Here is a 25,057-nt window from a genome sequence, read left to right as displayed (position 1 = left end):
CCCCGTAAGGACCCTGTCATGGCCATTGCAAAAGCAGTCCCCGGCAAAACCCTGCTGACCCCGACCGACCACACCCTGATCATGATCGACCACCAGTCGCAGATGTCCTTCGCGACCAAGTCGATCGATGCCGTGACCCTGCGCAACAACGCCGCACTGGTAGCCAAGGCAGCCCGTGGCTTCAAGGTCTCGACCATTCTCACCACCGTCGCCGAGAAGAGCTTTTCCGGGCCGATCTTCGACGAAATCAAAGCTGTGTTCCCGGAACACAACGTCATCGACCGCACCAGCATGAACACCTGGGAAGACGAACGCATTGCTGTGGAAGTCAATGCCATCGGCAAGCAGAAGATTGTCCTCGCCGGCTTGTGGACGTCCGTTTGCATCGTCGGCCCGGCGCTGTCGGCGATCGATCAGGGCTTCGAGGTGTATGTGATTGCCGATGCCTGTGGCGACGTCAGCACCGAAGCCCATGAAATGGCCATGCAGCGCATGATCCAGATCGGCGCCCGGCCGATGACCGCGCTGCAATACCTGCTGGAATTGCAACGCGACTGGGCCCGCACCGAGACCTACGACGAAACGGTGAAAACCTCGATTGCCAACGGTGGTGCCTACGGTCTGGGCCTGATCTACGCCAAGACCATGTTTGGTGCATCCGAAGGCCATTAAGGTCCGTTGAAAAACCAGCGACTGCAGGCGGACTCCCGTAGGAGCGAGCTTGCTCGCGATGGTCTCAAGAACGCCGCGTTTAGCCAGTAAACAAGCGTTATCGTTAACGACCATCGCGAGCAAGCTCGCTCCTACAGTGAATCATCGCAGTCGCTACCCCCTGTGGTGAGCCATTGATGACCCTCTTCCCGCAAGACTTCAGGGTGACGATTGCCCTGTGCTTCTGCCTGTTCGCTACCCACGCACTGGCCGATGAACCGGCGCAAGGCGCAGAAGGATTTTTCGACGGAGCGACCCTTGGCGTACTCAGCCGAAACTTTTACCTGAACAGCGACTATCGATCCCCTTCGCCAACCGGCAAGAGCTACAAAGCCGAATGGGCTCAAGGCTTTATCGGCGCTTTTACATCCGGTTTCACGCCGGGCACGGTCGGCTTCGGCCTCGATGCCCATGCCTTTCTGGGATTGAAACTCGATGGCGGCAAGGGCCATTCCGGGACCGGATTACTGCCGGTGGGCAGTGACGGCCGCAGTGAAAGCGATTACTCCGGCGGTGGCGGCGCGATCAAGCTCAAGGCCTCGAACACCACCCTGGCGTTTGGTGAAATGGAGGTCGAAAGCCCGGTGTTCGACACCGCGGACAAACGCCTGCAACCGGAGTACGCCACCGGGTTTCTGCTCGACAGCCGCGAAATCGACGGTATGAACCTGCAGGCCGGCCACTTCACGGCATTCAAGAATCAGGACAGTGCGTCAGGCAAGGGCAACTTTTTCGGTTATGGCGCCAACACCGAGGCCGGCGGCATTTCGTTTGTCGGCGCAGACCTGTTTACCCAAAGCCCGGTCGGTGGCGCCCTGTATGCCTCGGATCTGACTGACACCTGGCATCAGTACTACGGCAACCTGCACTTCAAGCAGACCGAAGTCTTCCTCGACGCCAACCTCTATCACACCCGGGACACCGGTCAGGCACTGGCCGGCGCCATCGACAATACGGCGTACAGCCTGTCCGGCCGATACACGCTGGGCGCCCATGGTTTCACCCTGGCCTATCAGAAAATCAACGGTGATACGCCGTTCGATTTTGTCGGTGGCGACTCCATCTACCTGGCCAACTCGATCAAGTACGCCGACTTCAACGGCGCCCACGAACGCTCCTGGCAGGTTCGCTACGACCTGGACCTGGCCACCTTCGGGGTACCCGGCCTGAAGTTCATGACCCGCTACGTCACCGGCGACCAGATCGACGGCACCCATGCGCCACAAGGCGGGGCCTACAACCCGTTCGACCCGGCGACCGGCACCTTCGTGCCGCAACAGGGTGACGGGGGCAAACACTGGGAGCGCGACATCGACCTGCACTACGTCGTGCAGTCCGGGGCGGCCAAGGGCTTGTCGCTGCAACTGTCCCATGTGTCGCACCGGGCCAACGCGGCCCAGGCCGGCGATGACATCGACCGGGTGTACGTGGTCATCCAGTACCCGTTGGACTTCGGGCCGTTCTGAGTGGAAAGTGGCGGAAGGCAGCCGGAGTCGAACCTGCCCGGGAACGGATGCCGTCCCCAACCGGGTTTGAAGCCCGGCCGCGCCACCGGGCGCGATTGCCTTCCTTGAAGTCATGCCTTTGAATCAGTGCTCTGTGTGCTGGGCCAACGCACTGTCCGGGCGAATCTGTCGTCGATCGCCAAAGCGCCGGGTCAGGCCGATACGGTCGAAGTACTCCAGTATCTGAATGCTGCGCTTGCGCCCCAGGCCCACCGCATCCCGAAATGCCGCCACCTGAATCACCGGGTTGGCGTCGGCCAGTTGCAACAGCATAGCCGCCAATCGGCGAATCATGCTGTCGGTATAGAACAGATCGCGCACCACCTGGTGCATCAAGCCCAGGCGCGCCATTTTGCGCAGCAAGTCGCGCACGGCCGCTTCCTCATGCCCCAGGTCGCGCACCCACGGCGGGTCGAAACCGGCCTGTTCGAACAACGGCTGCAAGTGCAGCCACAGGGTTTCGTCCGTTTCGCTCAAGCGCACCTGATGCCCGGGCAGATGCAACCACGGGCCGCTGCTGGCGATGTCGCCGCTGGCCAGTAACTCCTCGAGCAGGGTGATAAATGTCGCGCGTTCCATCGTGCTGCCGGCGAATCGACGCAAGCGATCCCGGTCCGGCCCCATTTGATCCGCATCGAGCTGATGAAAGCGTGCGAGGTGCTCCAGTACCGCCAGCTTCAAGGCTTCCCAACGACTGGCGCTGAACAGCAACGCGCCTTGACGGGTGTCGATCAAGCGCACGTCAGCGGGCAACACCCAACTGCTGCGCGGTCGGTTGAACTGCCGTTCCAGGCGCTGCGGATCGATCCCGCTGTCACTATGGGCCAACAATGCCGGCAATACATCTTCCAGCGTTGCGCTGTTCGCCAGCGCGACCAGCTGCGCCAACCGTTCGGGGCTGCGACGTTGCCGGGTGGGGGCAAACGGGTCGAGCACCCGGCCGCCGCCCAGCGTACGTTGGGCACTCTGATCGCGCAGGACCAGCGGATCGCCTCTCACCGCATGCACCGGTGCATTGAGCAGCAGTTGGGCCAACATCCGCCCACCGGGCGCCAGGCTGGTGCCTTCGAGCAAGGCGACTCGCCCGGTGACGTCCTGGGTACCGAGGTGCGCGTGCACCGGTTGAAAGTGCTCGAAGGCGCGGGGTTCGCCGGGGAGTAACTGCATGTCGATGTCCAGGCGCTGTGTCGGTGCGTACAAGCCGGCGGCCAGCAACCAGTGGCCGCGATGGATGTGCTCCAGGGCCAGCCGTTCGGCACTCAGGTTCAACGCCACGCGCTGGCCGGCAAAGGCATGGTCGGTGGCCTGGTTTTGCGCGTGCAGGCCGCGAATGCGCACCGGTTTGCCTTGCGGCCCCAGTAGCAGGGTATCGCCGACCGCGACCTGGCCGGACAGCGCCGTACCGGTCACCACGATACCGGCCCCGGCCACGCTGAAGGCGCGATCGATCGCCAGGCGAAAACCACCTTCGGTGCTGCGTTGCGACACTTCACGCTGGGCATCGAGCAACGCCTGGCGCAAGGTGCCGATGCCATCAAGGGTCACGCTCGACAGCGCCATCAGCGGTGCACCGGCATACGGACCGGGCGCCAGCAATGCGCTCACCTGCTCGCGAACAGCCTGCACCCGGGCACCATCGACCCGGTCGCATTTAGTGATTGCCACCAGCGCCCGGGGAATGCCCAGCAGCTCGACAATCGCCAGATGCTCGCGGGTCTGTGGCATCACCCCGTCATCGGCGGCTACTACCAGCAACACCAGATCGATACCCTGCGCTCCGGCGAGCATGTTGTGGGTGAAGCGTTCATGGCCGGGAACATCGATGAAACCGGTCAGGCCCGCTCCCGGCGCCAGCGCGGCATACAGGTAGCCGAGGTCGATGGTCATGCCGCGCTCGCGCTCTTCCCGGCGCCGGTCACCCGCCTGACCGGTCAGCGCCTGGAGCAGCGCGGTTTTGCCATGGTCGATGTGCCCTGCGGTGCCGACAATCACCCTGTCCGGCCCTCCACGTGTAATTGATCGAGCTGCGCCAGCCATGCCGGCTCGTCGTCCAGTTGTCGCAGGTCCAGCCACAGGGCGTCGTCGTCAATGCGCCCGAGAACCGCAATCGGTAAACCGCGCAAAGCCTGCTCAAGATTCAGCAAAAATCGCCCGCGCAAACGCTTCGAGGTGAGTGGTCGCACACACAGCGCCGCACTGGCCAGCCGTGCCACCGGTTGGCTGCCGCTGCCGATCATGCCCAGTGACGGCATGGCACTGACGCTCCAGCCCTCACCCAGCACCTGCGCCAGCGCTGGCCGCAATCGCTCAGCCTGGGCGAGGATATCGGCCTGTGGCCGGGTCAACAGACGCAGGCTCGGCAAGCGCTCGGCCAGTCGGTCCGGGTTGCGGTACAAAGCCAACACCGCTTCCAGGGCAGCCAGGGTCATTTTGTCGACCCGCAGCGCACGCTTGAGCGGGTTCTTCTTGATCCTGGCGATCAATTTCTTGCGGCCGACGATAAGCCCGGCTTGCGGCCCGCCAAGCAGTTTGTCGCCACTGAAGGTAACGATGTCCGCGCCATCGAGCAGCGCCTGGCGTACCGTCGGTTCGGCGGGCAAGCCCCAGCGGGTCAGGTCCAGCAGGCTGCCGCTGCCGAGGTCTTCGAGCAACGGCAGTCCATGCTGGTGGGCGATTTTCGCCAGTTCAGCCGTCGCCACACGCGTGGTGAAGCCTTGAATGCTGTAGTTGCTCGCATGCACGCGCATGATCAATGCGCTGCGCGGGCCAATGGCGGCCTCGTAGTCGCGGGCATGGGTGCGGTTGGTGGTGCCGACCTCAATCAGCTTCACCCCGGCGCGGCCCATGATGTCGGGGATGCGAAAGGCGCCACCGATTTCAATCAGTTCGCCCCGGGAAATAATCCCTTCCTTGCGCGCACCCAGGCTGTTGAGGGTCAGCAAGACCGCTGCGGCATTGTTGTTGACCACGGTCACCGCTTCAGCGCCGGTCAGTTCGCGGATCAAGCCTTCGATCAGGTCGTCGCGGTCACCGCGTTTGCCGCTGCGCAGGTCAAATTCCAGGTTGAGCGGATAGCGGGCCGCCATTTGCAACGCCTCAATCGCCTCTTCGGGCAGCAACGCCCGCCCGAGGTTGGTGTGCAGCACCGTGCCGGTGAGGTTGAACACTCGGCGCACCTGGCTGCGATGCTGGGTTGTCAATCGTTCGCCGACCCTGCCCGCCAGCACTTCGGCGCTGACTTCTGCAGGTTCGAGCAACCCCCGCTGCACCCCTTCGCGCAACTCATCCAGCAAAAGCCGCAAGGTACTCAGCAAGGCGTCGCGTCCATAGCGTTCGGCCAACGGCTGGCACGCCGGGTGCCGCAACAGACTGTCGATGGAAGGTAGACGCAGGGGTTGGCTGGCACCGCGTGCAGACATCTGACGCTCCTGAAAACGAAAGACCCTCGCGCCAGAGTGTAGACGCTGCGCTTATTCGTCTCCCGGAGCCAGCAGCAGATTCGGGGCCAAACGCTGATAACCGTCCTGGGTCAGGCGCATGTCGAGCATCAGGCTGGACAGGTCTGCCGATAGCGCTTCGGCATCCGCATCGTTCTCCAGATAGAGCAACTTCAGATAACTGTTACAACCGGGGCAGACTTCAGCGCGCAACGGCGCCTGGTTGGCGGCATGGCGGTCATCTTCAAGGCTGAGGTATTCCAGGCCCTTGCTCTGCTCGCAATACACGCACTTGACCCGCACCACATGCCACTCGCAGGCGCACAGCGAACAGACCAGATAACGCAAACCATTGTACTTGCCACGATGGCGGATGACCCCGGCCATGGCCGGCGAGCCACAGGCCGGGCACTGGCTGAGGCTGTCACCGGGGGTAAGTTGCAGATTGGGCGTGCTCAACAGCCAGTGGCTCCAGGCTGTTTGCAGCGCCGCACCGAGAAACGGCACCAATGCTGCCGACACCAGCGAATACTGGCCGCTGACCAACGCCACCGCCCAGGCGCGACGCTGCCCGGCACCGGCCAGGCGCAAGGTTTGCACGGCATCGGCCACGGCGGATTGTGACGGTGCGCTATAGCGCTGCAGCAAAGCATCGAGGTAAAGCTGCCAATCGTCTTCGCGCGCCAGGCTGTCGGCCGCGAACGGCGGCAAGCCGTGTTGCTGGCACAACTCGATGCGTTGTCGGTCGAGGGGCTCGCTTAGCGGCGGGTCGTCCAGCACCTGTTGCTGCACCCGGCACAATCCGGCAATCAGGCGCAGGTAATCGGCCAGCGGGTGGCCTTCGGCCAGGGTTTCCAGGCGCTGGGCGCGCAGGCTGAACAGGTTAGGCGGCGGCATGTACAGAAACGGCGGCGAACTGGCCGCCGCTTCGATTTCTCCAGGTTCCAGGATAGTTGGCAAATGTCAGCCCTTTTTGGTGATCGGTCGCTTGGGTGCTGCGTTGCGCGTCTCATCTTGAGTTACTTGGCGGTACCAGAGTTCGTGGTGCTTCTTCGCCCAGGCGCGGCTGACCCAGCCGTGCACCATGGCGCTGACCGAGCCCTTGATCCAGATCCCGGCATAGATGTGCACGATGATGCTCAGGATCAGCACGAAAGCGGCCAGCGCATGCAGCAAACTCGCCCAGCGGATAAGCGTGATGCCGAAGTAATCGCTGAAATACGCGCGCCAGATCACCAGGCCGCTGAACAGCAACACCAGCATGCACAGCAGTAAAGTCCAGAACAGCAACTTCTGCCCGGGGTTGTACTTGCCAATGGGTGGAACGCCCTCCTCTTCATTCTTGATTACCCGGTCGATGCGCTTGAGCCACAGGCGATCGTTGGCGATGAAGTAGTTGGCGCGCCAGAAACGCAGCACCAGACCGAGGAACAGCAAAAACATCAGCACGCCCATGAACGGATGCAGAATGCGCGTCCATGGCCCGCCCCCGAACAGGTTGCTCAGCCAGAACAGCGCCGGGTGGAACAGCGCCAGCCCGGACAACCCGGCCATGAAGAACAGAATCGCCACCAGCCAGTGATGGGTGCGCTGGTTGCTCGTATAGCGCAGGATGGTCTTGTTGCTCATGGCTTACCCTCCCCACGGGGATCGAAGGTATGCACCGCCGGGTCGACTTCGTGCACCGAGGTATCCGGCGGGCTCGGGTGTTCATCCTCTTCGACCACTTGCGGGCCGACCCGCACGTAGTGGAAGAACCCGGCCAGCACCGCCGCACCCATGGCCAGCAGCGCCAGAGGTTTGCTCACGCCTTTCCACAGGTTGACCAAGGGACTGATGATCGGATCGGCCGGCAAACCGGCGTACAGTTTCGGCGTATCGGCGTGGTGCAGTACGTACATCACATGGGTGCCGCCGACGCCCGCGGGGTCATACAGACCGGCGTTTTCAAAGCCACGGCTCTTGAGATCAACGATACGCTCGGCGGCATGTTCCTTCATGTCGTCCTTGGAGCCGAACACGATGGCACCGGTCGGGCAGGTTTTCACGCAGGCCGGTTCCAGCCCTACCGCCACCCGGTCCGAACACAACGTACATTTGTAGGCCTTGTGATCCTTCTGCGAGATCCGTGGAATGTTGAACGGACAACCGGTGATGCAGTAGCCGCAGCCAATGCAGTGGTCCTGATCGAAATCGACGATGCCGTTGGCGTGCTTGATGATCGCCCCCGGGCTGGGGCATGCCGCCAGGCAACCGGGCTCGGCGCAGTGCATGCAGCCGTCCTTGCGGATCAGCCATTCCAGGTTGCCGGCGTCGGTCTCGTGCTCGGTGAAGCGCATCAAGGTCCAGGTTTCTGCGGTGAGGTCCTGCGGGTTGCCGTAGGTGCCATGGTTGTGACCGACCTCGTCACGCAACTCGTTCCATTCCGAGCAGGCGACCTGGCAGGCCTTGCAGCCGATGCATTTGGTGGTGTCGATCAGCTTGGCGACTTCCTCCACGCCGCGTATCGACGGCGCGGGGGTGGTGGTGGCCGAGCGGGCAATGATGTCTTGGCTGGCCATTTAGACTTTCTCCACGTTGACCAGGAATGACTTGGATTCCGGGGTCTGGGTGTTGCCATCGCCGAGGAACGGCACCAGGGTGTTGGTCAGGTAGCCGTGACGGGTAGCGCCGGTGAAGCCCCAGTGCAAGGGGATACCGATCTGGTGAACGACCTGATTGTTGACCTGCAGCGGACGAATCCGCTTGGTCACTACCGCCACCGCTTCGATATGCCCGCGCTTGGAGCTGACCCTTACTCGGTCACCGGCAGCAATGCCCTTCTCCTTGGCCAGCACCTCGCCGATTTCGACGAATTGTTCGGGTTGGGTAATGGCGTTGATCGGGCAATGCTTGGTCCAGAAGTGGAAGTGTTCGGTCAGCCGGTAGCTGGTCGCCGCATACGGGAAGTCCTTGGCCTGCCCGAGGCTTTCCCAGACTGAATCGAAGATCCGCCCGGCCGGGTTGCTGGTCGCCTGCTTGTTGTTGGGGTGCATCGGGTTGATGCCGATGGGCGTCTCGAACGGCTCATAGTGTTCCGGGAACGGCCCTTCGTTCATCTTGTCGAGGGCGAAGAAACGCGCCACGCCTTCGGGGTTCATGATGAACGGGTTGATGCCCGCTTCCGGTGCGGCGTCGACTTTGTAGTCGGGCACGTCGGTGCCGGTCCAGACCTTGCCGTTCCACCACACCAGCCTTTTGTTCGCGTCCCATGGTTTGCCTTTCGGGTCGCACGAGGCGCGGTTATAGAGGATCCGTCGATTTGCCGGCCAGGCCCAGGCCCAGCCGAGGTTCTGCTTCATCCCGTAAGGGTCGCTGTTATCACGCCGGGCCATGTTGTTGCCCTGCTCGGTCCAGCTGCCGCAGAAAATCCAGCAACCGGATGCCGTGCTGCCATCGTCCTTGAGCTGGCCGAAGCCGGACAACTGCTGACCGGCCTTGACCACCGCGCCCGAGGCGTCGGTGACATCGGCGACGGCGTAGCCGTTGAATTCCCGGGCCAGCTCTTCCGGCGTCGGGTCATCCGGTATTTTGTAGGGCCAGTCGAGCTTGAGGATCGGCTCGGCCCAGGCACCGCCATTGGCCTGGTAACGCTTGCGCAGGCGCAAGAACAGCTCGGCCATGATTTTCACGTCGGTGCGCGCCAGCCCCGGGCCATCGGCACCCTTCCAGTGCCATTGCAGCCAGCGGCCGCTGTTGACCAGCGAACCGTTTTCTTCGGCGAAGCAGGTGGTGGGCAGGCGGATGACCTCGGTCTGGATGTTGGCCGTTTCCACGTCGTTGTAAGGCCCGACGTTGCGCCAGAACTCCGAGGTTTCGGTAGCCAATGGGTCCATCACCACCAGCCACTTGAGTTTGGCCAGCGCCTTCATCACCCGGTTTTTGTCCGGCAAGGCGGCGATCGGGTTGAAGCCCTGGCACAGGTAGCCATTGACCTCGCCCTTGCCCATCATGTCGAACATTTTCAGGATGTCGTAGCCGGGAATGTCCAGCTTGGGCAGCCAGTCGTAGCCCCAGTTGTTCTCGACGGTGGCATTGGCGCCGTACCAGGCCTTCATGAGGCTGACGTGGAACTTGCCGTAGTTCTGCCAGTAAGACATCTGCCCGGGACGTAGCGGCTTGAGTGCGCGCTTGGCGATGTAGGTGTTGTAATCCTGTTCGGCTTCGGCCGGCAGGGTCAGGTAACCGGGCAACAGGTTGGACAGCAAGCCGAGGTCGGTCAGGCCCTGAATATTGGAGTGCCCACGCAAGGCGTTGACGCCCCCCCCCGGCATGCCGACGTTGCCCAGCAGCAATTGCACCATGGCCGCGCTGCGGATCATCTGCGAGCCGGTTGAGTGCTGGGTCCAGCCCAACGCGTAGAGAATCGTCATGGTTTTGCCCGGTTGCGAGCAGGTGGCGATCTCTTCCCAGATTTTCTGCATTGCGTCCACGGGCATGCCGCAGACCTGACTGGACAGCTCCAGGGTGTAGCGGCTGTAATGCTGCTTCATCAATTGGTAGACGCAGCGAGGGTCTTGCAAGGTCGGGTCGACTTTGGCGAAGCCGTCCTCGCCGATTTCATAGCCCCAACCGGACTTGTCGGTGTAGCTGCGCTTGCTCGCGTCGTAACCGCTGAACAACCCGTCCTCGAAACCGTAGCTGGCCTTGACGATGAACGACACGTCCGTATAGGCCCGCACGTACTCGTGCTGGATCTTGTCTTCGGTCAACAGGTAATTGATCAGCCCGCCCATGAAGGCAATGTCGGTCCCGGTGCGGATCGGCGCGTAATAGTCGGCCACCGAGGCCGTACGGGTGAAACGCGGGTCGACCACAATCAGCCGCGCCCTGTTGTGGGCTTTGGCTTCGGTGACCCATTTGAAACCACAAGGGTGCGCTTCGGCGGCATTGCCACCCATCACCAGAACCAGATTCGCGTTGGCGATATCGGTCCAGTGGTTGGTCATGGCACCACGGCCATACGTCGGGGCAAGACTTGCCACCGTCGGACCGTGTCAGACACGCGCCTGGTTATCGAACCCCAGTATGCCGAGACTGCGAATCACCTTGTGGGTGATGTAACCCGCTTCGTTGGACGATGCCGACGCCGCGAGAAAACCGGTGGTCAGCCAGCGGTTCACCGTTTGCCCCTTGGCGTTCTTCTCGATGAAGTTGGCGTCGCGGTCGGCCTTCATCAGGTCGGCGATGCGATCGAGCGCTTCATCCCAGGAGATTCGCGTCCACTCCGTGGTGCCAGGCTTGCGCACCTGCGGGTACTGGAGACGACTGGGGCTGTGAATGAAGTCCAGCAGGCCTGCACCTTTGGGGCAAAGGGTGCCGCGGTTGACCGGGTGGTCAGCGTCACCTTCGATGTGGATGATGTTTTGCGCGACATTCTTCGCGTCATCGCCCTGGCTGTACATGATCAACCCGCAGCCGACCGAGCAATACGGACAGGTGTTGCGGGTTTCATGGGTGTGGGCAAGCTTGAAGTGACGCACCTGTTCGGCAAAGGCTGTCGTCGGGGCCATGCCCAACGCGCCCAGGCTAGAGCCTGCAAGGCCGATACCGGCGACCTTGAAGAACTGACGACGGCTGAGATCCATCGTGCACTCCTGATCAGGTGGAACCCGGTATATGGCCGGGTTTTTTTGAACAACCACGGTAGTGGCAGTCTGACTGCCGACACTACAAACTGTAGTCAATGCACTAGCGTTTTGTGTGAAAACCGACCGTCGGGCAAATCCAGCGGGCCGTGAAGATCCTTGTAGGAGCGAGCCTGCTCGCGATGGTGTGTCAGTCGACATCACCGTATCTGACACTCCTTCGCGAGCAGGCTCGCTCCTACAGGGGGTTGGCGCTTATCATGGCTGGCATGATTAACCGGCCTTTACGAGATTTGCGCATGACTTTCGATTTTGATCAGGTGTTCGACCGTCACAACACCGGCAGTACAAAATGGAGCCGCTACCCGGCCGATGTGTTGCCGATGTGGGTCGCCGACATGGATTTCGCCGCGCCGCCGGTGATCATCCAGGCCCTGCAAAAACGCCTGGAACACCCGATGGTCGGTTACAGCGTGGCCCGGGACGACCTGCGCGAGGCGATCGTCGCCGACCTCTGGAACAAGTACGCCTGGCGCGTCGAGCCCCAGGAGCTGATCTTCCTGCCGGGCGTCGAGTCCGGTTTCAACATGGCGCTGAAGGCCCTGGTGCAGGCGTCACAGAACGTCGTTGTGCAGGTGCCGAACTACCCGCCGCTGCGCCACGCACCCGGGCATTGGGGCCTGAACAAGGTCGAGCTGAACTTCGATGCGCAAGCCGATGGCACCTACACCACGCCGCTGGATACCTTGAGCCAGTCGCTGCAAGGTGGCGGCGCACTGCTGCTGAGCAACCCGCATAACCCGCTGGGCAAGGCCTTCCCCCGCACAGAGCTGCAAGCCATTGCCGACATTTGCCTGGAGCATGACGCCTGGATCATTTCCGACGAGATCCACGCCGAGTTGTGCTACGACGGGCGCCAGCACATTCCGATGGCCACATTGAGCGCACAAGTGGCCCAGCGCACCATCACGCTGATGTCGGCGAGCAAGGCCTACAACATCGCGGGTCTCAAGACCTCGTTCATGATCATCCAGGACCGTCACCTGCGTGAGAAGGTCAACCACGCCCGTTGCGGCATGGTCGACAGCGTCAATCCGCTGGGTATGGAAGCCACCCGCGTCGCCTACAGCGAAGCCGCGCCGTGGCTGGCCGAGCTGAAGGTCTACCTGCAAGGCAACCGCGATTTCCTCGCCGAGGCTGTGCGCACCCGCCTGCCGGGCATCACCATGAACCTGCCGCAAAGCACTTATCTGGCGTGGCTCGACTGCACGGCACTGGGGCTGGACAACCCGCAACAGTTCTTCCTCGAACAGGCCAAAGTTGGCTTGAGCGCCGGGCTGGACTTTGGCGATGACTGCAAGCAGTTCGTGCGCCTGAACTTCGGCTGCCCACGATCGCTGCTGGAAGAAGGCATTGCGCGGATGGAACGCAGTTTGCGCAACCTCAAGGCCTGATACCCCTTGTAGGAGCGAACTTGCTCGCGATGGACTCAAAGGCGCCGCGTTTAGCCAGTAAATACGCGTAATCGTTAACGACCATCGCAAGCAGGCTCGCTCCTACAGGGTGACAACCCAATTGCCTGTTATGGCCCACCAACGCGGCAGCAACTGCCTGACCTTGCTCTCGCCAAAACGGTCGTCGATCAACATCACCACCCCTTGATCCTGCTGGGTGCGGATCACCCGTCCAGCGGCCTGCACCACTTTCTGCACACCGGGATAAAGGTAGGTGTAGTCGTAACCGGCGCCAAAAATGGCGGCCATTCGCCGTTTCAGTTGCTCGTTCACCGGATTGAGCTGCGCCAGCCCCAAGGTGGCGATAAATGCGCCGATCAGCCGGGCACCAGGCAAGTCGATGCCTTCACCAAAGGCTCCGCCCAGCACCGCAAAGCCGACACCCTGGCCGTCGGCGTGGAACTGATCGAGAAACTGCTGACGTTGCGCTTCGCCCATGCCTCGGGACTGCGACCACAGACTGATGTGCGGATGCTTCTCGGTGAGTAACTGCGCCACCTGCTGCAAATAATCGAAGCTGCTGAAAAACGCCAGGTAATTGCCGGGGCGTGCGCAGAACTGTCTGGCGATCAAGTCCACGATCGGTTCGAGGGAGGACTGGCGATGCACGAACCGCGTGGAAATCTGGTCGACGATGTGCACTTGCAGTTGATCGGCATGAAACGGCGACTCGACGTCGATGCACACCGTGTCCGCCGGTGTCCCCAGTAAATCGGCGTAATAGTGCCGGGGGCTGAGGGTCGCGGAAAACAGCACCGTGCTGCGCGCGGCCGTCAGGCGCGGGCGGATGAACCCGGCAGGGACCACATTGCGCAGGCACAGCTGCGAGAGGTTGCGCTGGCGCTCGAGGTCGCGCTTGCTGATGTCGAACAGGAACTGCTCATCGAACAGCTCGGCCACCCGGCAAAAATGCAGCATGTCGAAGTAAAAACCCTGCAATGCACTGTCCAGCCCTTGAGGGTGATCGTTCAGGTAATCACCGATGCTGGCGCTGCACGACGACAGTGCCTGAAGGAGCTTTTCCGGCGCCTTGTCATAGGCCTGATAAGCACCGGTTTGCGCGCCATGCAGGGCATGCCACTCGCGGTTGACCCGCTGCATCGGCTTTTTCAGCGCTTCGGGCGCGGTTTTGCGCACGCCGTTGAAGGTCCCTTGATCGAGGCTGGCGCTGTACATCTGCCGGCCGCGTTCCACCAGGTTATGGGCTTCGTCGACCAGCACCGCGACTTTCCAGTTGTTGGCCTGGGCCAGACCGAACAACAAGGCGCTGAAGTCGAAGTAATAGTTGTAGTCGGCAACCACCACGTCGGCCCAGCGCGCCATTTCCTGGCTCAGGTAATACGGACAGACATCGTGCGCCAGGGCGATCTCGCGCAAGGCGCTCTGGTTCAACAGGCTCAGTCGACTGGCCGCCTGCCGCGCGGCGGGCAGGCGATCGTAGAAACCCCGGGCCAATGGGCACGACTCACCGTGGCAGGCTTTGTCCGGGTGTTCGCAGGCCTTGTCCCGGGCGATCATCTCCAGCACCCGCAACGGCGGCGCATCGGCGCTGGCAAGCATCACTTGCGCGGCGTCCAGGGCCAGTTTGCGTCCCGGGGTTTTCGCCGTGAGGAAGAACACTTTGTCCAGCTGCTGCGGCGCCAGCGCCTTGAGCATGGGGAACAAGGTGCCCAGGGTTTTGCCGATTCCGGTGGGTGCCTGGGCCATCAGGCAGCGCCCCGTGCTGACCGCCTTGAACACCGACTCGGCCAGATGGCGTTGCCCCGGCCGAAAGTCGGCGTGGGGAAACGCCAGACGCTGCGCCGCGAGATTGCGCCCGTCACGATGGGCGACTTCCTGTTCGGCCCATTGCAGGAACCGCGCGCAATGCCGTTCGAAGAACGGTTGCAGCTGCGCCGCCTCGAAGGGCTCGACCAGACAGGTTTCCTTTTCGCTGACGATGTCGAAATACACCAGTGCCAGGTTGATCCGGGGCAGGTCCAGTTTGCGGCACATCAACCAGCCGTAGATTTTCGCCTGGGCCCAATGCAACTGACGGTGGTTGGCCGGTTGCTTGCTCAAGTCGCCGCGGTAGGTCTTGACCTCTTCCAGGCAGTTTTGCCCAGGGTCGTAGCCGTCCGCCCTGCCCTTGACCGTCAAGGTTCGATACTGGCCCTCAAGGACGACTTCGCTTTGGTAACCCTCGCTGCGCCGCGATGCCACGGTGCGGTGCCCGACGATACCCTCCAGCGCGGTGGGCGACGGCGTGAAGCGCAGATCGAGGTCGCCGGCCTTGGCGGTGAACTCACACATCGCCCGCACCGCAATGCTGTAGCTCAAGCGCCCTGCTCCGCCCATTGCACGTAGCACACGGCAATCGGCATCTGGTGTTCGTGGCAGAACTCCAGCCAACGCAACTGGTTGTCCTGCAGGCGATCGCCCGGGCCTTTGACTTCGATCATGCGGTAGGTCTTTTGTTGCGGCCAGAACTGGATCAGGTCCGGCATGCCGGCGCGATTGGCCTTGATGTCCAGCAACAACCGGTTGAACCAGTGCTTGAGGTGCTCGGCCGGGAGGCAATCCAGCGCTTGCTCCAGCAGTTCTTCGCTGAGCACGCTCCAGAACACGAAAGGCGACTGCACGCCCCACTTGGCGGCATAACGTTCGCGGATGGTCTGCCGGTAGCGCCCGTCGTCGAGTTCGGCCAGGCAAACCTGAAACAGTTCGGCCCGACGGCCATGGAAATCTTCGCTGAGCAAATCCACCGGCCCACGCTGGAACGGGTGAAAAAACGCGCCCGGCAACGGCGCGAAAATCGCCGGCCAGCACAACAAGCCGAACAGCGAGTTGAACAGGCTGTTTTCGACGTAGTGCACCGGCGCCGAATCCTCAGCCAGATGCGTCTGAACATAAAACTCGACCGACACGGCGGGATCGACTCTGGGTAGTTGCAGGTCCAGACGCTGCATTTCCCGAGGCGCAGCCCGCTTGATGGGCGGCCCGCCGAGCTTGCGCCGCAGGCGCGGCAGCACACGCAGCAGCTGTTGTTGTTCGGCGGCGCTTTCCGGTGCCTGTTCGGCCTGTGCGGCCAGGTCCAGCGCCGACTCAAACTCGCCACTGCGTTCCAGCACGCGAATCAGCCGTGAACGCGCGCCCGGATAGGCACATTCGCGGTAGAGGTTCAGGGCCATGGCGAAATCCGTGATGCGTTCGCAATACTGGCCCATCTGGAACAGCAGCTTGCCGCGCCGCCGTTGCAACCATGGGTTGTCCAGCACCAGCCCCTTGATGCGCTCGACTACTTCTTCCAGCGCTTCACCGGCCTCGAATTGTTGCTGGTACGCGTACAGGAGGACACAGGCATCCACGTCTTCGCGGCAGCGCAAGCCGCGGGACTCGGCACAGAACTCGACTTTTTCGTAGGTATAAATGCCCAGGTCGGCCAACACAAACTCCGACCAGTCCTGGTACAGGTTGCCGAAGAACATCAGGCGCAGGCGATCGCACAACGCCATGATGGTCAGGCTGAACAGGCGCTCATCCAGCCACGGACACCAGTCGTTAAAGCTCTGCGTCTGGGGAAATTGCGCGCTCAGCGTCGGCAACCAGTCGTTTTTCCTGCCTTTGGGTTGCTCGATGGCAGCGGCAAAGGTCTGGAGGATTTCGGCCTTGAGCAGCACCTCGAACAGTTCGTCGATGGCGATGGGCATTTGCCTGTCGACCCAACCCAGTTCAAGCAACGGGCCGATGGCTGTGCCGATATCGCCGATTTCGTCGTAATGCAGCTTGCTCGCCCTGAAATGAATGCCTTTGCGCATCACCATTCTGACCAGCAGTGCCTGCGATTCACGGGGTAACCCCTTGAACGCTTGAATGAAATGCTGCTCTTCGACGCTCAACACATCGCCAGAGCGCCGCTCAAGCCAATCAAGCACTTGCATGAAGTTGTTCAGGTAATAGAACGGATCGTCGAGGGGATTTGCAGTCACAGGGAAATGGGCCATGGCGAGCGAGTACTGGTTATGCGTACAGATACCAGTTCCACCCTGCCCGGTGCAATCGGAAAAGGATAAATGGCGCCGTAGGAATTTTTCCCGAGCAGTAGAACTTTCTGCCCCCCGGCGGCACCAACCGCGATAGAGGTGCAGTGAAAGCCATCGAACGGATGGCGCTGCTTCAGAACGTATGGAGGTGATTATGGATTTCAAGACTTTGGGCTGGCCCCTGGCGGGAGCGGCCCTGCTGACGCTGGCCGGTTGCTCGACGCCAACGGTGGTGACGCTGCAGAACGGCACTCAGTACCTGACCAAAGACATGCCGAAAACCAAAACCATCGACGGCTTCTTCGAGTTTGAGGACATTTCAGGTAAGACGGTGAAAGTCAGGTCTGACGAAGTGGCGACGATTCTCAAGGAAGACTAACGTTTCTGCTGGCACGATGTGGCAGGTTTCGAGCACTGCTTTACACTCGATAGGCCCCGTGCGACCGAATGACTGTGCAACGCTTCGACACGATGCGTTGCAATGCGGGCATCACGCAAAGACTCAGGTGACGTCGAAATGAAAATGGTCACGCCACTTCTGGCCACTGTGCTCGCCGTCAGCGCGTGCGTGACGGCGAGCCTGTGTGACGCCGCCACAAAAGCAAAACCAAAACCAAAGCCCTTGCCAACGTACAAAACCAGTTTCGATTGCGCCACGCCCCAGGCATCCGTCGAAAAACTCATCTGCCACGACGCCCAACTGGCGAGCATGGACCTGGAGCTCAATCGTCTATATCTGCTGGCGCTCACCGATGAACATTCAGTGCCGCGCCCGAATAAAGTCGAGATTGATCATCGGTTTTGGTTAGAGTCCCGTAACCAGTGTGGTGCCGGGCCGCAAGCCCGGGCGTGCATCGTGCGAAGTTATGCCGAGCGTGCGTTCCAGCTGCGTCAGGGTTCGGCCATAGCGAGAACCAAGGACCCAAGCAGGCTCACGGAAGGCCCCTTGGCTTATCGTTGCGCAGGGTTTAACGCATTGGTTGCCGCGACCTTCTTTACGGTCGAACCGGGCGTTGTGCTCCTGAAGTGGGCCAACACCTCCATCACCCTGGACCAGGTACCGAACAATTACGGAACCCAGTACACGGGCAAGGATTACAAAGGCAACTACAGCTTCTGGCAAATCGGCGATGACGTGTTTTTGCAGATACCCGGTTCAGCAAAGATGAATTGCGCAGCCGAGCCGGTCGGCTGAGGACGATGGCATCGGGACGTCCTGTCCCGATGGCCGCTCACCGCTTCAACTGCCGGTGCGAATCTTGTTCCACACTCGCGTACGCACCCGATCGATATTCAGCGGCATGGCCTCCAGCGCAAACAGCTTGCCCATCATTTCAGGACTTGGGTAAACCTTGGTGTCGTTCTTGATCGCCGGGTCGATCAGGTTGTCGGCCGTCTCGTTGCCATTGGCGTAATGCACGTAGTTGCTGACGCTGGCCATGACGTCCGGGCGCAGCAGGTAGTCCATGAAGGCGTAACCGGCCTTTTCGTCCGGAGCGTCGGCCGGCACGGCGACCGGGTTGGACTCATCCAGTTTCAGGGTTGCAGTGTTCTTGAATTGCGTGATGCTCATGGGAATACCTGTCGATGTAGCCTGTAGATGAAGAGCGCGCCGTTCAGTGCATGAAACCTTCCATGAAACCGGCAACCCCGCTGGCCAGCTTGCGCCGCCAGGGCGCGGTCGCCGGGTTGGCCAGGGTCTGGTCCTCATGGACAAAGCTGCGGATGATCGCGTTGTAGCCGAGCCAGCGGATGGGTTCCGGCTCCCAGGCCCTGAGTGCGTCGAGGCCGCGCTGCGGGATGACCCACGGCTGGCGCACCAGATCGGTGTCGCGGCCCAGGATCAGGTCGGCCAGCGTCCGTCCTCCCAGGTTGCTGGCGCCGATACCCTCCCCGCCATAGCCGCCAGACAAGGCAATGCCGTTGGCCTGGTCGCAGAGCATGTGCGGCTTGAAGTGCCGGGACATGCCCAGGTTGCCGCCCCAGGAATGAGTGATCTGCACGTTCTTCAGCTGCGGGAACAGCTCGCCGAACAGGTAGCGCCGCAGGTCTTTTTCATCCGTGGTCAGGTCGAAGTCGTGGCGCAGTTTGCCCGCGAACTGATAGCCGCCACGGGCGCCAAAGATCAATCGGTTGTCAGCGGTGCGCTGGCCGTAGGTGACCTGGCGACTGGCCTCGCTGAACGCCTGGCCGCGGCTCAGGCCGATTTCGTCCCAGGTGGCCGCCGACAATGGCTCGGTCGCGACGATCAGGCTCTGCACCGGCATCTGGTAACGCCCCAATGGCGGCAGCGTCACGGAGTAGCCTTCTACCGCCGGCACCACCCAGCGACTGCGCACCGAAGCTTTGGCCGTGCGCAGGCTGCCGGACTGCCAATGGGTGACTGGGCTGTTTTCGTAGATTCTGACTCCCAGGCGCTCCACCGCCCGGGCCAGCCCTCGGACCAGCCTGGCCGGGTGAATGGTCGCCACGTGCGGCGCGAAGATTGCGCCGTAGGGTTTGGCGACGCGGATCTGTTGCGCCAGTTGTTCCGGGCTCAGCCAGCGATAGTGGCTGTCGTTGAGGCCCTGGCGGTGGAGATCGTCCAGATAGTGGCGAAGGCTGGTCTCCTGCTCCGGATAGCGCGCAGCGCAGTACAGCGCTCCGCCTTTACGGTAATCACAGTCGATCCCCTCACGTTCGAGGACAATCTCCACTTCATCCGGTATGTGATGCAACAAATCGTAGGAGGCACGTCGCTCTTCGGCCGGCAGGTCGGCCAGCAGGCGATCTTCACCCAGCAAGTTGCCCATCAGCCAGCCGCCATTGCGCCCCGACGCGCCGAAACCGGCGGTCTGCGCTTCGACAATCACAATGCTCAGGTCCGGTTTGTGCTGTTTGAGGTAGTACGCGGTCCAGAGACCGGTGTAGCCCGCGCCGATGATCGCCACGTCCACATCCAGGTCCCGCTCCAGCGCCGGACGCGCCAATAGAGGCTCGTCGAGCTGGTCCATCCACAAACTGATAGTGCGCCACGCCGGCATGCAAGACTCCGCCACTCAAACTTCGATGGCGTCGATCCTAGTGCGTGGGCTCAGGGGCTGTCTTGCGTGCGTGCACGCAAAGAAATCTGTTTGACGTAGGCCTTGGGTGACTGGCCGGTGTGCTGGCGGAAACTGCTGTAGAACGCCGACAGCGAATTGAATCCGGCAGCGAAGGCCAGTTCATCGATACGCAGCGGCGGCGTGGCGGCATCCAGCGCCGCGAGCAAGTGTTGCAGGCGCGCCTGGTTGACGTAGCGGTAGAAGCTTTGCCCCAGCACCTGGTTCAACAGATAGGAAATCTGATTGCGGCTGTACCCGCACTCCTTCGCCACCCGTTGCAGATCGAGTTCCGGGTCCAGATAAGGTTGCTGACGCTGAAAATATTGCTGCAGATCATCGGCCATGAAGCTCAATTGGCGTGGCGACAACCCGAGTCGGCTGACCGCCGGGCGCTGGTTGCTGGACGTTGTGCTTGCAGGTTGCTCATGCACTAATGAAGCGTATTCGTTTACCCGCCAGATCAGCCCGTCCTTGACGGTAATCGCTTCGCTGGCGCGGAACGACACCAGCCCTTCACCGCCGCGCAAGGTGATGCGGTATTGAATGAACGCCGTGTTGCCGTCCAGTCGTATGCGGTCGGAATGCTCCAGCGCTTCATCCGGATCCCGGGGCATGCTGTTGCGCACGTATTCACGCAATTGGTCCAGGCCCATGACCCGGTTCTGGAAAAAGTCGTTGTACTGGACTTCTGGGTGATAGAGCGCCATGACGCCGTCCAGATCCCGGTGCTTCCAGCGCAAGTGATAGCGCATGACCGTCTCGCCCGTGGCCTGGGTTTGCAGCGGGCCATCATCATCGGCGTGCATTGAACATCTCGACGGGAAAACCCCGAGCTTGCCCAACTTGCGCCTTGTCTTCAACGACTAAACGGATGATGGCTTTTGGCCGCAAATGCGCACGAGCATGACTGAATCAAAATAATGGCGGCAATCGCCAAATGGCCTGAAAAAGCCACACGCTTTTCACATCCGGATGCTACTTTTAAACATTGTCACTGGTTGAACCAATGAAGGTTCTTCCCTCCTACCATGAGCTAAGGGAAGCGCTCGATAATGAAGGCGGGTAACACATGAATAGAGGGTTCAGTAAGGTCACGTTTCCAAACGCCTGCCAGCTGATGCGCTGGCATTTTCATCCCATGGGTTTCGAGGCGAGCATGGACGCCCCGGGCAGCATGATTGCCCGTCTTTTTGATCGTGCCACTGGCGAGACCATGATCGCCATTGCCGGTATTCCTTGCGCCACCGTCATGAATGCCGCGGATGTAGAGCTAATAATCGAAGCGGTGGAGGATGAACTTGAAACCTTCATCCCACCGGAGACCCTCAGGAGTTATGCCTGAAGGCTCGGTTATTAAAAGGCCCACTTTAAGTGGGCTTTTTGTTGAGCGTTGTTCCCTGTAGGAGCGAGCTCGCTCGCGATGGACTCAAGAGCGCCGCGTTTAGCCAGTAAATACGCGTTATCGTTAACGACCATCGCGAGCAATCGAGCGTCGACCGGCTGCTCCTACAGAGTGCCGATTCAGGCGGTGATTTGGCCTTCACGATGGTCGACAAAAAACGCCTTGCCCTTGCCGATCCGGTCGGATGCCTTGGGCATGTTCGCGGCCTGGGTGTCTTGCGCATCGACGTACCAGTAGCAATGGCTGATGGCGCGGGTAATGCCCACGTAGGCCAGCCGCAGGATCTCGTCCTTCTGGGCGTTGTCGTAGGGTTCGCTGTCACCGGCCTTGCCCAGGCCCGCCATCCGGTACACCTGATTCTTGTAAGGTGAGCTGGTCAGGTGCTGGCAGTCGCCCAGCAGGAATACCGCATCGGCCTGGAGGCCCTTGGCACTGTGATAGGTCAGTTGCTTGAGCCTGCGAGCCTCATGCGGCAAGCTCGAATCAACATTAACTACAGACTGAATATGCTCTTCTATCAATGACTTATCGCTGCTTTTTCGATAAAGCATCAAGATTGAGTCGCCCTTTCGGTAATGCTCCATCAGGCGCTGTGCCATGCCCTGGTCATCACGATCGAGCACGTTCACGGGCAGCAATGCCTTGGGTTCGCCGCTGGCCTTGGCTTTCTTCCCGGCAATTGCCGGTGCAGCGCGCACGATGTGCTCGGCGGCATCGATGATGTGCTGGTGGCTGCGGTAGTTGTCGCTGAGCATGACCTTGGTGGTGCTCGGCGACGGGAACTCCTTGTTGAACTCCATGAAGTAGGTCGGCGAACTGCCGCGCCATCCATAGATGGATTGCCAGTCATCGCCTACACAGAGCAATGAGGAGCGCTGGGCTCCACGTCCGACGTGCATGGCCGGTCCGCGACTGCGGATCTCTGCCAGGCTGGCCCTGATCCAGGAGACGATTTGCGGCGAGACATCCTGAAATTCGTCGATCATCAGGTGCGACAGCGGCCGCAGCAGTTCATCGCCGAGCAGTTTGAGGTTCTCCGGCGAATGCTCGCTGAACAGGGCAAACATCCGGTTGTAGGTCATGATCGGCGGTTTCTGATCCAGCAAGTGATCTTCCAGTGCCCGCCAGTAAAGGCTCAAGGCCTCGAAGAAGAACCGGTCGGGATCGTCCTTGGCGAAACTCATCTGGCCGACGGCGCTCGGCACATCCAGCCCGAGGTTTTCGATGAATCCGGCGGCGGCGACAAAGCAATCGAGCAACGGCGCGGAGGCGAGCTCGCCCTTGACCTTGTAATCGAAGCCCGGCCCGGCGCTGGCATCACCCGCGAGCGAGGCCAAAACACGTTTCGATGACTCATAACTATCTAGCCATATCAATGGCTTACGACAGAAAGCTTGAAACAGGGTGCGTTTGACCGCCCACTCTGCGCGCACCGTCAGCTTGGCGTTTGGCCGCGTGACCTGCGGGTTTTCCCGAGGATCGAACCCCAGCACCACCCAGGCATCCAGGGACGGGATGTAGCCGTGACAATGGAATGTCGAACCGTTGATATCGAACGACTGACGTTTCGGTTCGATGCCCTTGATCGGCCAGGCACCGGCGCGAAACCACAGGTCTTCAATGACGTCGCACAGTTCTTCATCGCGTTTGGCCGCCAGTTCGGTAACGCCCATGCGTTTCTGCACATCCGGGTGGTCCCGTTCCAGCTCCTTGAGTTGCAAGGCATGCCGGGACAGTGGCTTGATCAACTCGCGAAAGCGCTCATCGTCACGGTGCAGCCGGTGATAGCAGGCGTTGAGCTGTTGGCGTTGAGCGTCGTTGATGCGCAGATCGAACGGGTTGCTGTCGACTTCCTCGTCACCCTGTGCAGCCCGCAGGCTGAGGTTCTCGAAAGCCTGCAAACGCTCGAAACCCGGAAGACTGCGCACCATCGGCAGGATCCGCGAGTGAAAAGTGCGCACCAGATCCCGCGCCGCCTTGAAACTGATGGCGTGGCCCCAGAGCGCAAACAGTTCGATCAGTTTATTGATGAAATCCTTGCGCGACTCACGGGTGAAGGTCACCACCGTCATCGAACTCAGCTCGAAGCCCAGGTAATGGCTCAGCAGCAGGATACGCAGCACCAGCGTGGTCGATTTACCGGCACCGGCGCCCGCGATCACCGAAGTGGACGGTGTATCGCTGAAGATCATTTTCCACTGGGCGGCGCTGGGTTGGGCATGAGCCGGCAACAACCGGGCAACATCCGCCTTCATGCGCTTCTTCAATTCGGCGTTCAACGGCAGGCGCCAATCGTCGAACAACAGGTCATCGACATTCGGTGGCCGGTGTTCGGTTGCGCGCGAGTCGCGGATCAGCAGGACCTGTCGACCCTCCTCCAGTCCTTCGAGCTTGCCTTCCTTGTAACCGTAATCGACCCCGGCGCTGTGGCCACTGCGAAAACCGTCCGCCTGGCCGTGCAACCACGATGCTCGGTGCTGGGCATGCAGGCGGGTCAGGCTGTAACCGAAGAATCGGGCGAGCAATCGCTTGATCAGCGGCATCTCGGCCAAGGGGCGAAGTTCAGGAGGAAGATCGGGGGTGTGTTGCGGCACGCGGACTGACTCCAGGGTGTGAGGCTGTTGAGCGCTATGGTGTCTGCATTTGCTCTGGAGTTCTAGTCAATTGCTTATGACTCATTGGCTTATGCGATGAAGTGAAGGCTGGATGAGAAACTTTCGAGTTCGTTTTATATCAATATATTCGATGGGAATGCTGCATTTTTTACGCTTTTTATCGATTATTGCCTGTTGGATGATGGCCGTCATCACCCACCGGTCTCGCTTCGTGGCTCAGGCGCCTTGCCCCATGACGAACCTTTTCTGGAGACGATCATGCTTGAACTCAGACCTTTCAACTCGCTCGGCGGTGCTCATCATGGCTGGCTGGATGCTCACCATCATTTTTCGTTCGCCGAGTACTACGATCCCAAGCGCATGAACTGGGGCAACCTGCGGGTCTGGAATGACGACGTGATCGCCCCCGGCACCGGTTTCCCGCAACACCCGCACCGGGACATGGAAATCATCACCTATGTCCGCGAAGGCGCCATCACCCACCAGGACAACCTTGGCAACAAGGGCCGCACCGAAGCGGGCGACGTCCAGGTCATGAGTGCAGGCACCGGGATCGCCCACAGCGAGTACAACCTGGAAGCGACGCCGACCAGGATTTTCCAGATCTGGATCATCCCGAACGAGTCCGGCCTGGCCCCTTCCTGGGGCGCCAAGCCGTTCCCTAAAGGCAACCGCGAAGGTTTTGTCACCCTGGCCAGCGGCAAGGAAGGTGACGACCAGAGTTTGCGCATCCGCGCCGACGCCCGGCTGGTAGCCGCCAATCTGAAGGCCGGCGAGTCTGCCGAATACCATTTGGACAGCGGTCGTCGTGCATACCTGGTGCCGGCCACCGGAATCATTGAAGTCAATGGGTTGCGTGCACAAGCTCGAGATGGTGTCGCGGTTGCCGATGAGACCGTGTTGCGGGTGACGGCCATTGAGGACAGTGAGATCGTTCTGGTGGATCTGGCCTGATTCGCTGAGCGCAATTGCAAAAAAGGGGCGACCGTATTGGTCGCCCCTTTTTTAGTGCAGTGTCCCGTCCTGAATAAGGTTTACACCTTCTGACCCATTCTCAGGAGGAAGTAATGAACACGGGTGAAAGGCGCAGTCAGCGCGACTACACGTTGACCTTTAAATTGTCGGTCGTCGATCAGGTCGA

General features: G+C 61.0%; 18 protein-coding genes, 1 tRNA gene and 1 pseudogene. 7 read left to right on the top strand and 13 right to left on the bottom strand.

Translation table 11 applies throughout. The features are described 5' to 3' along the window. Positions 1 to 18: 18 nt before the first annotated feature. Together KGA83_RS01510 and KGA83_RS01505 are read left to right on the top strand one after the other, a co-directional pair. On the top strand, positions 19 to 672 hold the full coding sequence (locus tag KGA83_RS01510) for a hydrolase (protein ID WP_095942163.1): 654 nt from the start codon (positions 19 to 21) through the stop codon (positions 670 to 672). A gap of 176 nt (positions 673 to 848) precedes the next feature. Then, positions 849 to 2,177: an OprD family porin gene (locus tag KGA83_RS01505; protein ID WP_108215536.1), complete on the top strand. Its 1,329-nt coding sequence runs from the start codon at positions 849 to 851 to the stop codon at positions 2,175 to 2,177. Positions 2,178 to 2,185: 8 nt separating this feature from the next. Here the strand turns inward: KGA83_RS01505 and KGA83_RS01500 are convergent. From KGA83_RS01500 to fdnG, 7 genes are all read right to left on the bottom strand, one after another. Then, positions 2,186 to 2,281: transfer RNA gene (locus KGA83_RS01500), tRNA-Sec, on the bottom strand. 19 nt (positions 2,282 to 2,300) lie between these two features. Beyond that, positions 2,301 to 4,208, bottom strand: coding sequence for a selenocysteine-specific translation elongation factor (selB, locus tag KGA83_RS01495; RefSeq protein ID WP_223527817.1), 1,908 nt, complete (start codon positions 4,206 to 4,208; stop codon positions 2,301 to 2,303). Further along, the gene (gene selA / locus KGA83_RS01490; protein WP_223527814.1) at positions 4,205 to 5,635 is read right to left on the bottom strand and encodes an L-seryl-tRNA(Sec) selenium transferase; all 1,431 of its coding nucleotides are present in this window, start codon (positions 5,633 to 5,635) and stop codon (positions 4,205 to 4,207) included. Before selA ends, selB begins: the two co-directional genes overlap by 4 nt. A 51-nt stretch (positions 5,636 to 5,686) precedes the next feature. Continuing rightward, positions 5,687 to 6,613, bottom strand: a complete 927-nt coding sequence (gene fdhE, locus KGA83_RS01485) for a formate dehydrogenase accessory protein FdhE (protein ID WP_223527811.1) — start codon at positions 6,611 to 6,613, stop codon at positions 5,687 to 5,689. A gap of 3 nt (positions 6,614 to 6,616) precedes the next feature. Then, the gene (locus KGA83_RS01480) at positions 6,617 to 7,282 is read right to left on the bottom strand and encodes a formate dehydrogenase subunit gamma (protein ID WP_223527805.1); all 666 of its coding nucleotides are present in this window, start codon (positions 7,280 to 7,282) and stop codon (positions 6,617 to 6,619) included. Then, positions 7,279 to 8,214 (bottom strand): formate dehydrogenase subunit beta, encoded by a 936-nt coding sequence (gene fdxH / locus KGA83_RS01475; RefSeq protein ID WP_108215531.1) that lies wholly within the window; start codon positions 8,212 to 8,214, stop codon positions 7,279 to 7,281. Before fdxH ends, KGA83_RS01480 begins: the two co-directional genes overlap by 4 nt. Beyond that, positions 8,215 to 11,280: a formate dehydrogenase-N subunit alpha gene (gene fdnG, locus KGA83_RS01470; protein ID WP_223527801.1), complete on the bottom strand. Its 3,066-nt coding sequence runs from the start codon at positions 11,278 to 11,280 to the stop codon at positions 8,215 to 8,217. A gap of 299 nt (positions 11,281 to 11,579) precedes the next feature. Here fdnG and KGA83_RS01465 point away from each other — a divergent pair, with 299 nt between their 5' ends. Then, positions 11,580 to 12,734 carry a MalY/PatB family protein gene (locus KGA83_RS01465; protein ID WP_108215528.1) on the top strand — a complete coding sequence of 385 codons (1,155 nt, stop codon included), beginning with the start codon at positions 11,580 to 11,582 and terminating at the stop codon, positions 12,732 to 12,734. Positions 12,735 to 12,836: 102 nt separating this feature from the next. Here KGA83_RS01465 and KGA83_RS01460 read toward each other — a convergent pair whose 3' ends face one another. Continuing rightward, entirely contained in the window at positions 12,837 to 15,113 is a 2,277-nt protein-coding gene (locus KGA83_RS01460; RefSeq protein ID WP_108215527.1) for an ATP-dependent DNA helicase, read from the bottom strand. Next, the gene (locus tag KGA83_RS01455; protein ID WP_108215526.1) at positions 15,110 to 16,777 is read right to left on the bottom strand and encodes a VRR-NUC domain-containing protein; all 1,668 of its coding nucleotides are present in this window, start codon (positions 16,775 to 16,777) and stop codon (positions 15,110 to 15,112) included. Before KGA83_RS01455 ends, KGA83_RS01460 begins: the two co-directional genes overlap by 4 nt. A gap of 193 nt (positions 16,778 to 16,970) precedes the next feature. Here KGA83_RS01455 and KGA83_RS01450 point away from each other — a divergent pair, with 193 nt between their 5' ends. Beyond that, positions 16,971 to 17,195 (top strand): YgdI/YgdR family lipoprotein, encoded by a 225-nt coding sequence (locus tag KGA83_RS01450; RefSeq protein WP_108215525.1) that lies wholly within the window; start codon positions 16,971 to 16,973, stop codon positions 17,193 to 17,195. A 138-nt stretch (positions 17,196 to 17,333) separates the two neighbouring features. Beyond that, positions 17,334 to 18,011, top strand: a complete 678-nt coding sequence (locus KGA83_RS01445) for an MliC family protein (protein ID WP_108215524.1) — start codon at positions 17,334 to 17,336, stop codon at positions 18,009 to 18,011. A gap of 45 nt (positions 18,012 to 18,056) precedes the next feature. Here the strand turns inward: KGA83_RS01445 and KGA83_RS01440 are convergent. From KGA83_RS01440 to KGA83_RS01430, 3 genes and pseudogenes are all read right to left on the bottom strand, one after another. Then, positions 18,057 to 18,332 (bottom strand): annotated as a pseudogene (locus KGA83_RS01440) (spermidine/putrescine ABC transporter substrate-binding protein PotF); the annotation flags it as partial. A gap of 100 nt (positions 18,333 to 18,432) precedes the next feature. Beyond that, positions 18,433 to 19,839, bottom strand: coding sequence for an NAD(P)/FAD-dependent oxidoreductase (locus tag KGA83_RS01435; protein ID WP_223527798.1), 1,407 nt, complete (start codon positions 19,837 to 19,839; stop codon positions 18,433 to 18,435). 50 nt (positions 19,840 to 19,889) lie between these two features. Continuing rightward, complete coding sequence (locus KGA83_RS01430; protein ID WP_108215522.1) at positions 19,890 to 20,705, bottom strand: helix-turn-helix transcriptional regulator; 816 nt, start codon at positions 20,703 to 20,705, stop codon at positions 19,890 to 19,892. A 263-nt stretch (positions 20,706 to 20,968) separates the two neighbouring features. Here KGA83_RS01430 and KGA83_RS01425 point away from each other — a divergent pair, with 263 nt between their 5' ends. Next, positions 20,969 to 21,241 (top strand): DUF1652 domain-containing protein, encoded by a 273-nt coding sequence (locus KGA83_RS01425; protein ID WP_108215521.1) that lies wholly within the window; start codon positions 20,969 to 20,971, stop codon positions 21,239 to 21,241. 179 nt (positions 21,242 to 21,420) lie between these two features. Here KGA83_RS01425 and KGA83_RS01420 read toward each other — a convergent pair whose 3' ends face one another. Further along, positions 21,421 to 23,895, bottom strand: coding sequence for a UvrD-helicase domain-containing protein (locus tag KGA83_RS01420; RefSeq protein ID WP_108215520.1), 2,475 nt, complete (start codon positions 23,893 to 23,895; stop codon positions 21,421 to 21,423). Between the two features lie 279 nt (positions 23,896 to 24,174). Here KGA83_RS01420 and KGA83_RS01415 point away from each other — a divergent pair, with 279 nt between their 5' ends. After that, a complete protein-coding gene (locus KGA83_RS01415; RefSeq protein WP_108215519.1) occupies positions 24,175 to 24,870 on the top strand; it encodes a pirin family protein in 696 nt (231 codons plus the stop codon). The last annotated feature ends 187 nt before the right edge of the window (positions 24,871 to 25,057 follow it).

It is taken from the genome of Pseudomonas sp. GL-R-19 (assembly GCF_019956375.1).
Taxonomy (GTDB): Bacteria; Pseudomonadota; Gammaproteobacteria; order Pseudomonadales; family Pseudomonadaceae; genus Aquipseudomonas.
The sequence above is the reverse complement of the archived record's forward strand: the minus strand, read 5'-3'. Positions and strand labels throughout refer to the sequence as shown.

Coding starts and splice junctions, on each gene's coding strand:
- KGA83_RS01510 (WP_095942163.1), top strand. CDS start 19: ATGGCCATTGCAAAAGCAGTCCCCGGCAAAACCCTGCTGACCCCGACC.
- KGA83_RS01505 (WP_108215536.1), top strand. CDS start 849: ATGACCCTCTTCCCGCAAGACTTCAGGGTGACGATTGCCCTGTGCTTC.
- selA (WP_223527814.1), bottom strand. CDS start 5,635: ATGTCTGCACGCGGTGCCAGCCAACCCCTGCGTCTACCTTCCATCGAC.
- KGA83_RS01480 (WP_223527805.1), bottom strand. CDS start 7,282: ATGAGCAACAAGACCATCCTGCGCTATACGAGCAACCAGCGCACCCAT.
- fdxH (WP_108215531.1), bottom strand. CDS start 8,214: ATGGCCAGCCAAGACATCATTGCCCGCTCGGCCACCACCACCCCCGCG.
- KGA83_RS01465 (WP_108215528.1), top strand. CDS start 11,580: ATGACTTTCGATTTTGATCAGGTGTTCGACCGTCACAACACCGGCAGT.
- KGA83_RS01455 (WP_108215526.1), bottom strand. CDS start 16,777: ATGGCCCATTTCCCTGTGACTGCAAATCCCCTCGACGATCCGTTCTAT.
- KGA83_RS01450 (WP_108215525.1), top strand. CDS start 16,971: ATGGATTTCAAGACTTTGGGCTGGCCCCTGGCGGGAGCGGCCCTGCTG.
- KGA83_RS01445 (WP_108215524.1), top strand. CDS start 17,334: ATGAAAATGGTCACGCCACTTCTGGCCACTGTGCTCGCCGTCAGCGCG.
- KGA83_RS01435 (WP_223527798.1), bottom strand. CDS start 19,839: ATGCCGGCGTGGCGCACTATCAGTTTGTGGATGGACCAGCTCGACGAG.
- KGA83_RS01430 (WP_108215522.1), bottom strand. CDS start 20,705: ATGCACGCCGATGATGATGGCCCGCTGCAAACCCAGGCCACGGGCGAG.
- KGA83_RS01425 (WP_108215521.1), top strand. CDS start 20,969: ATGAATAGAGGGTTCAGTAAGGTCACGTTTCCAAACGCCTGCCAGCTG.
- KGA83_RS01415 (WP_108215519.1), top strand. CDS start 24,175: ATGCTTGAACTCAGACCTTTCAACTCGCTCGGCGGTGCTCATCATGGC.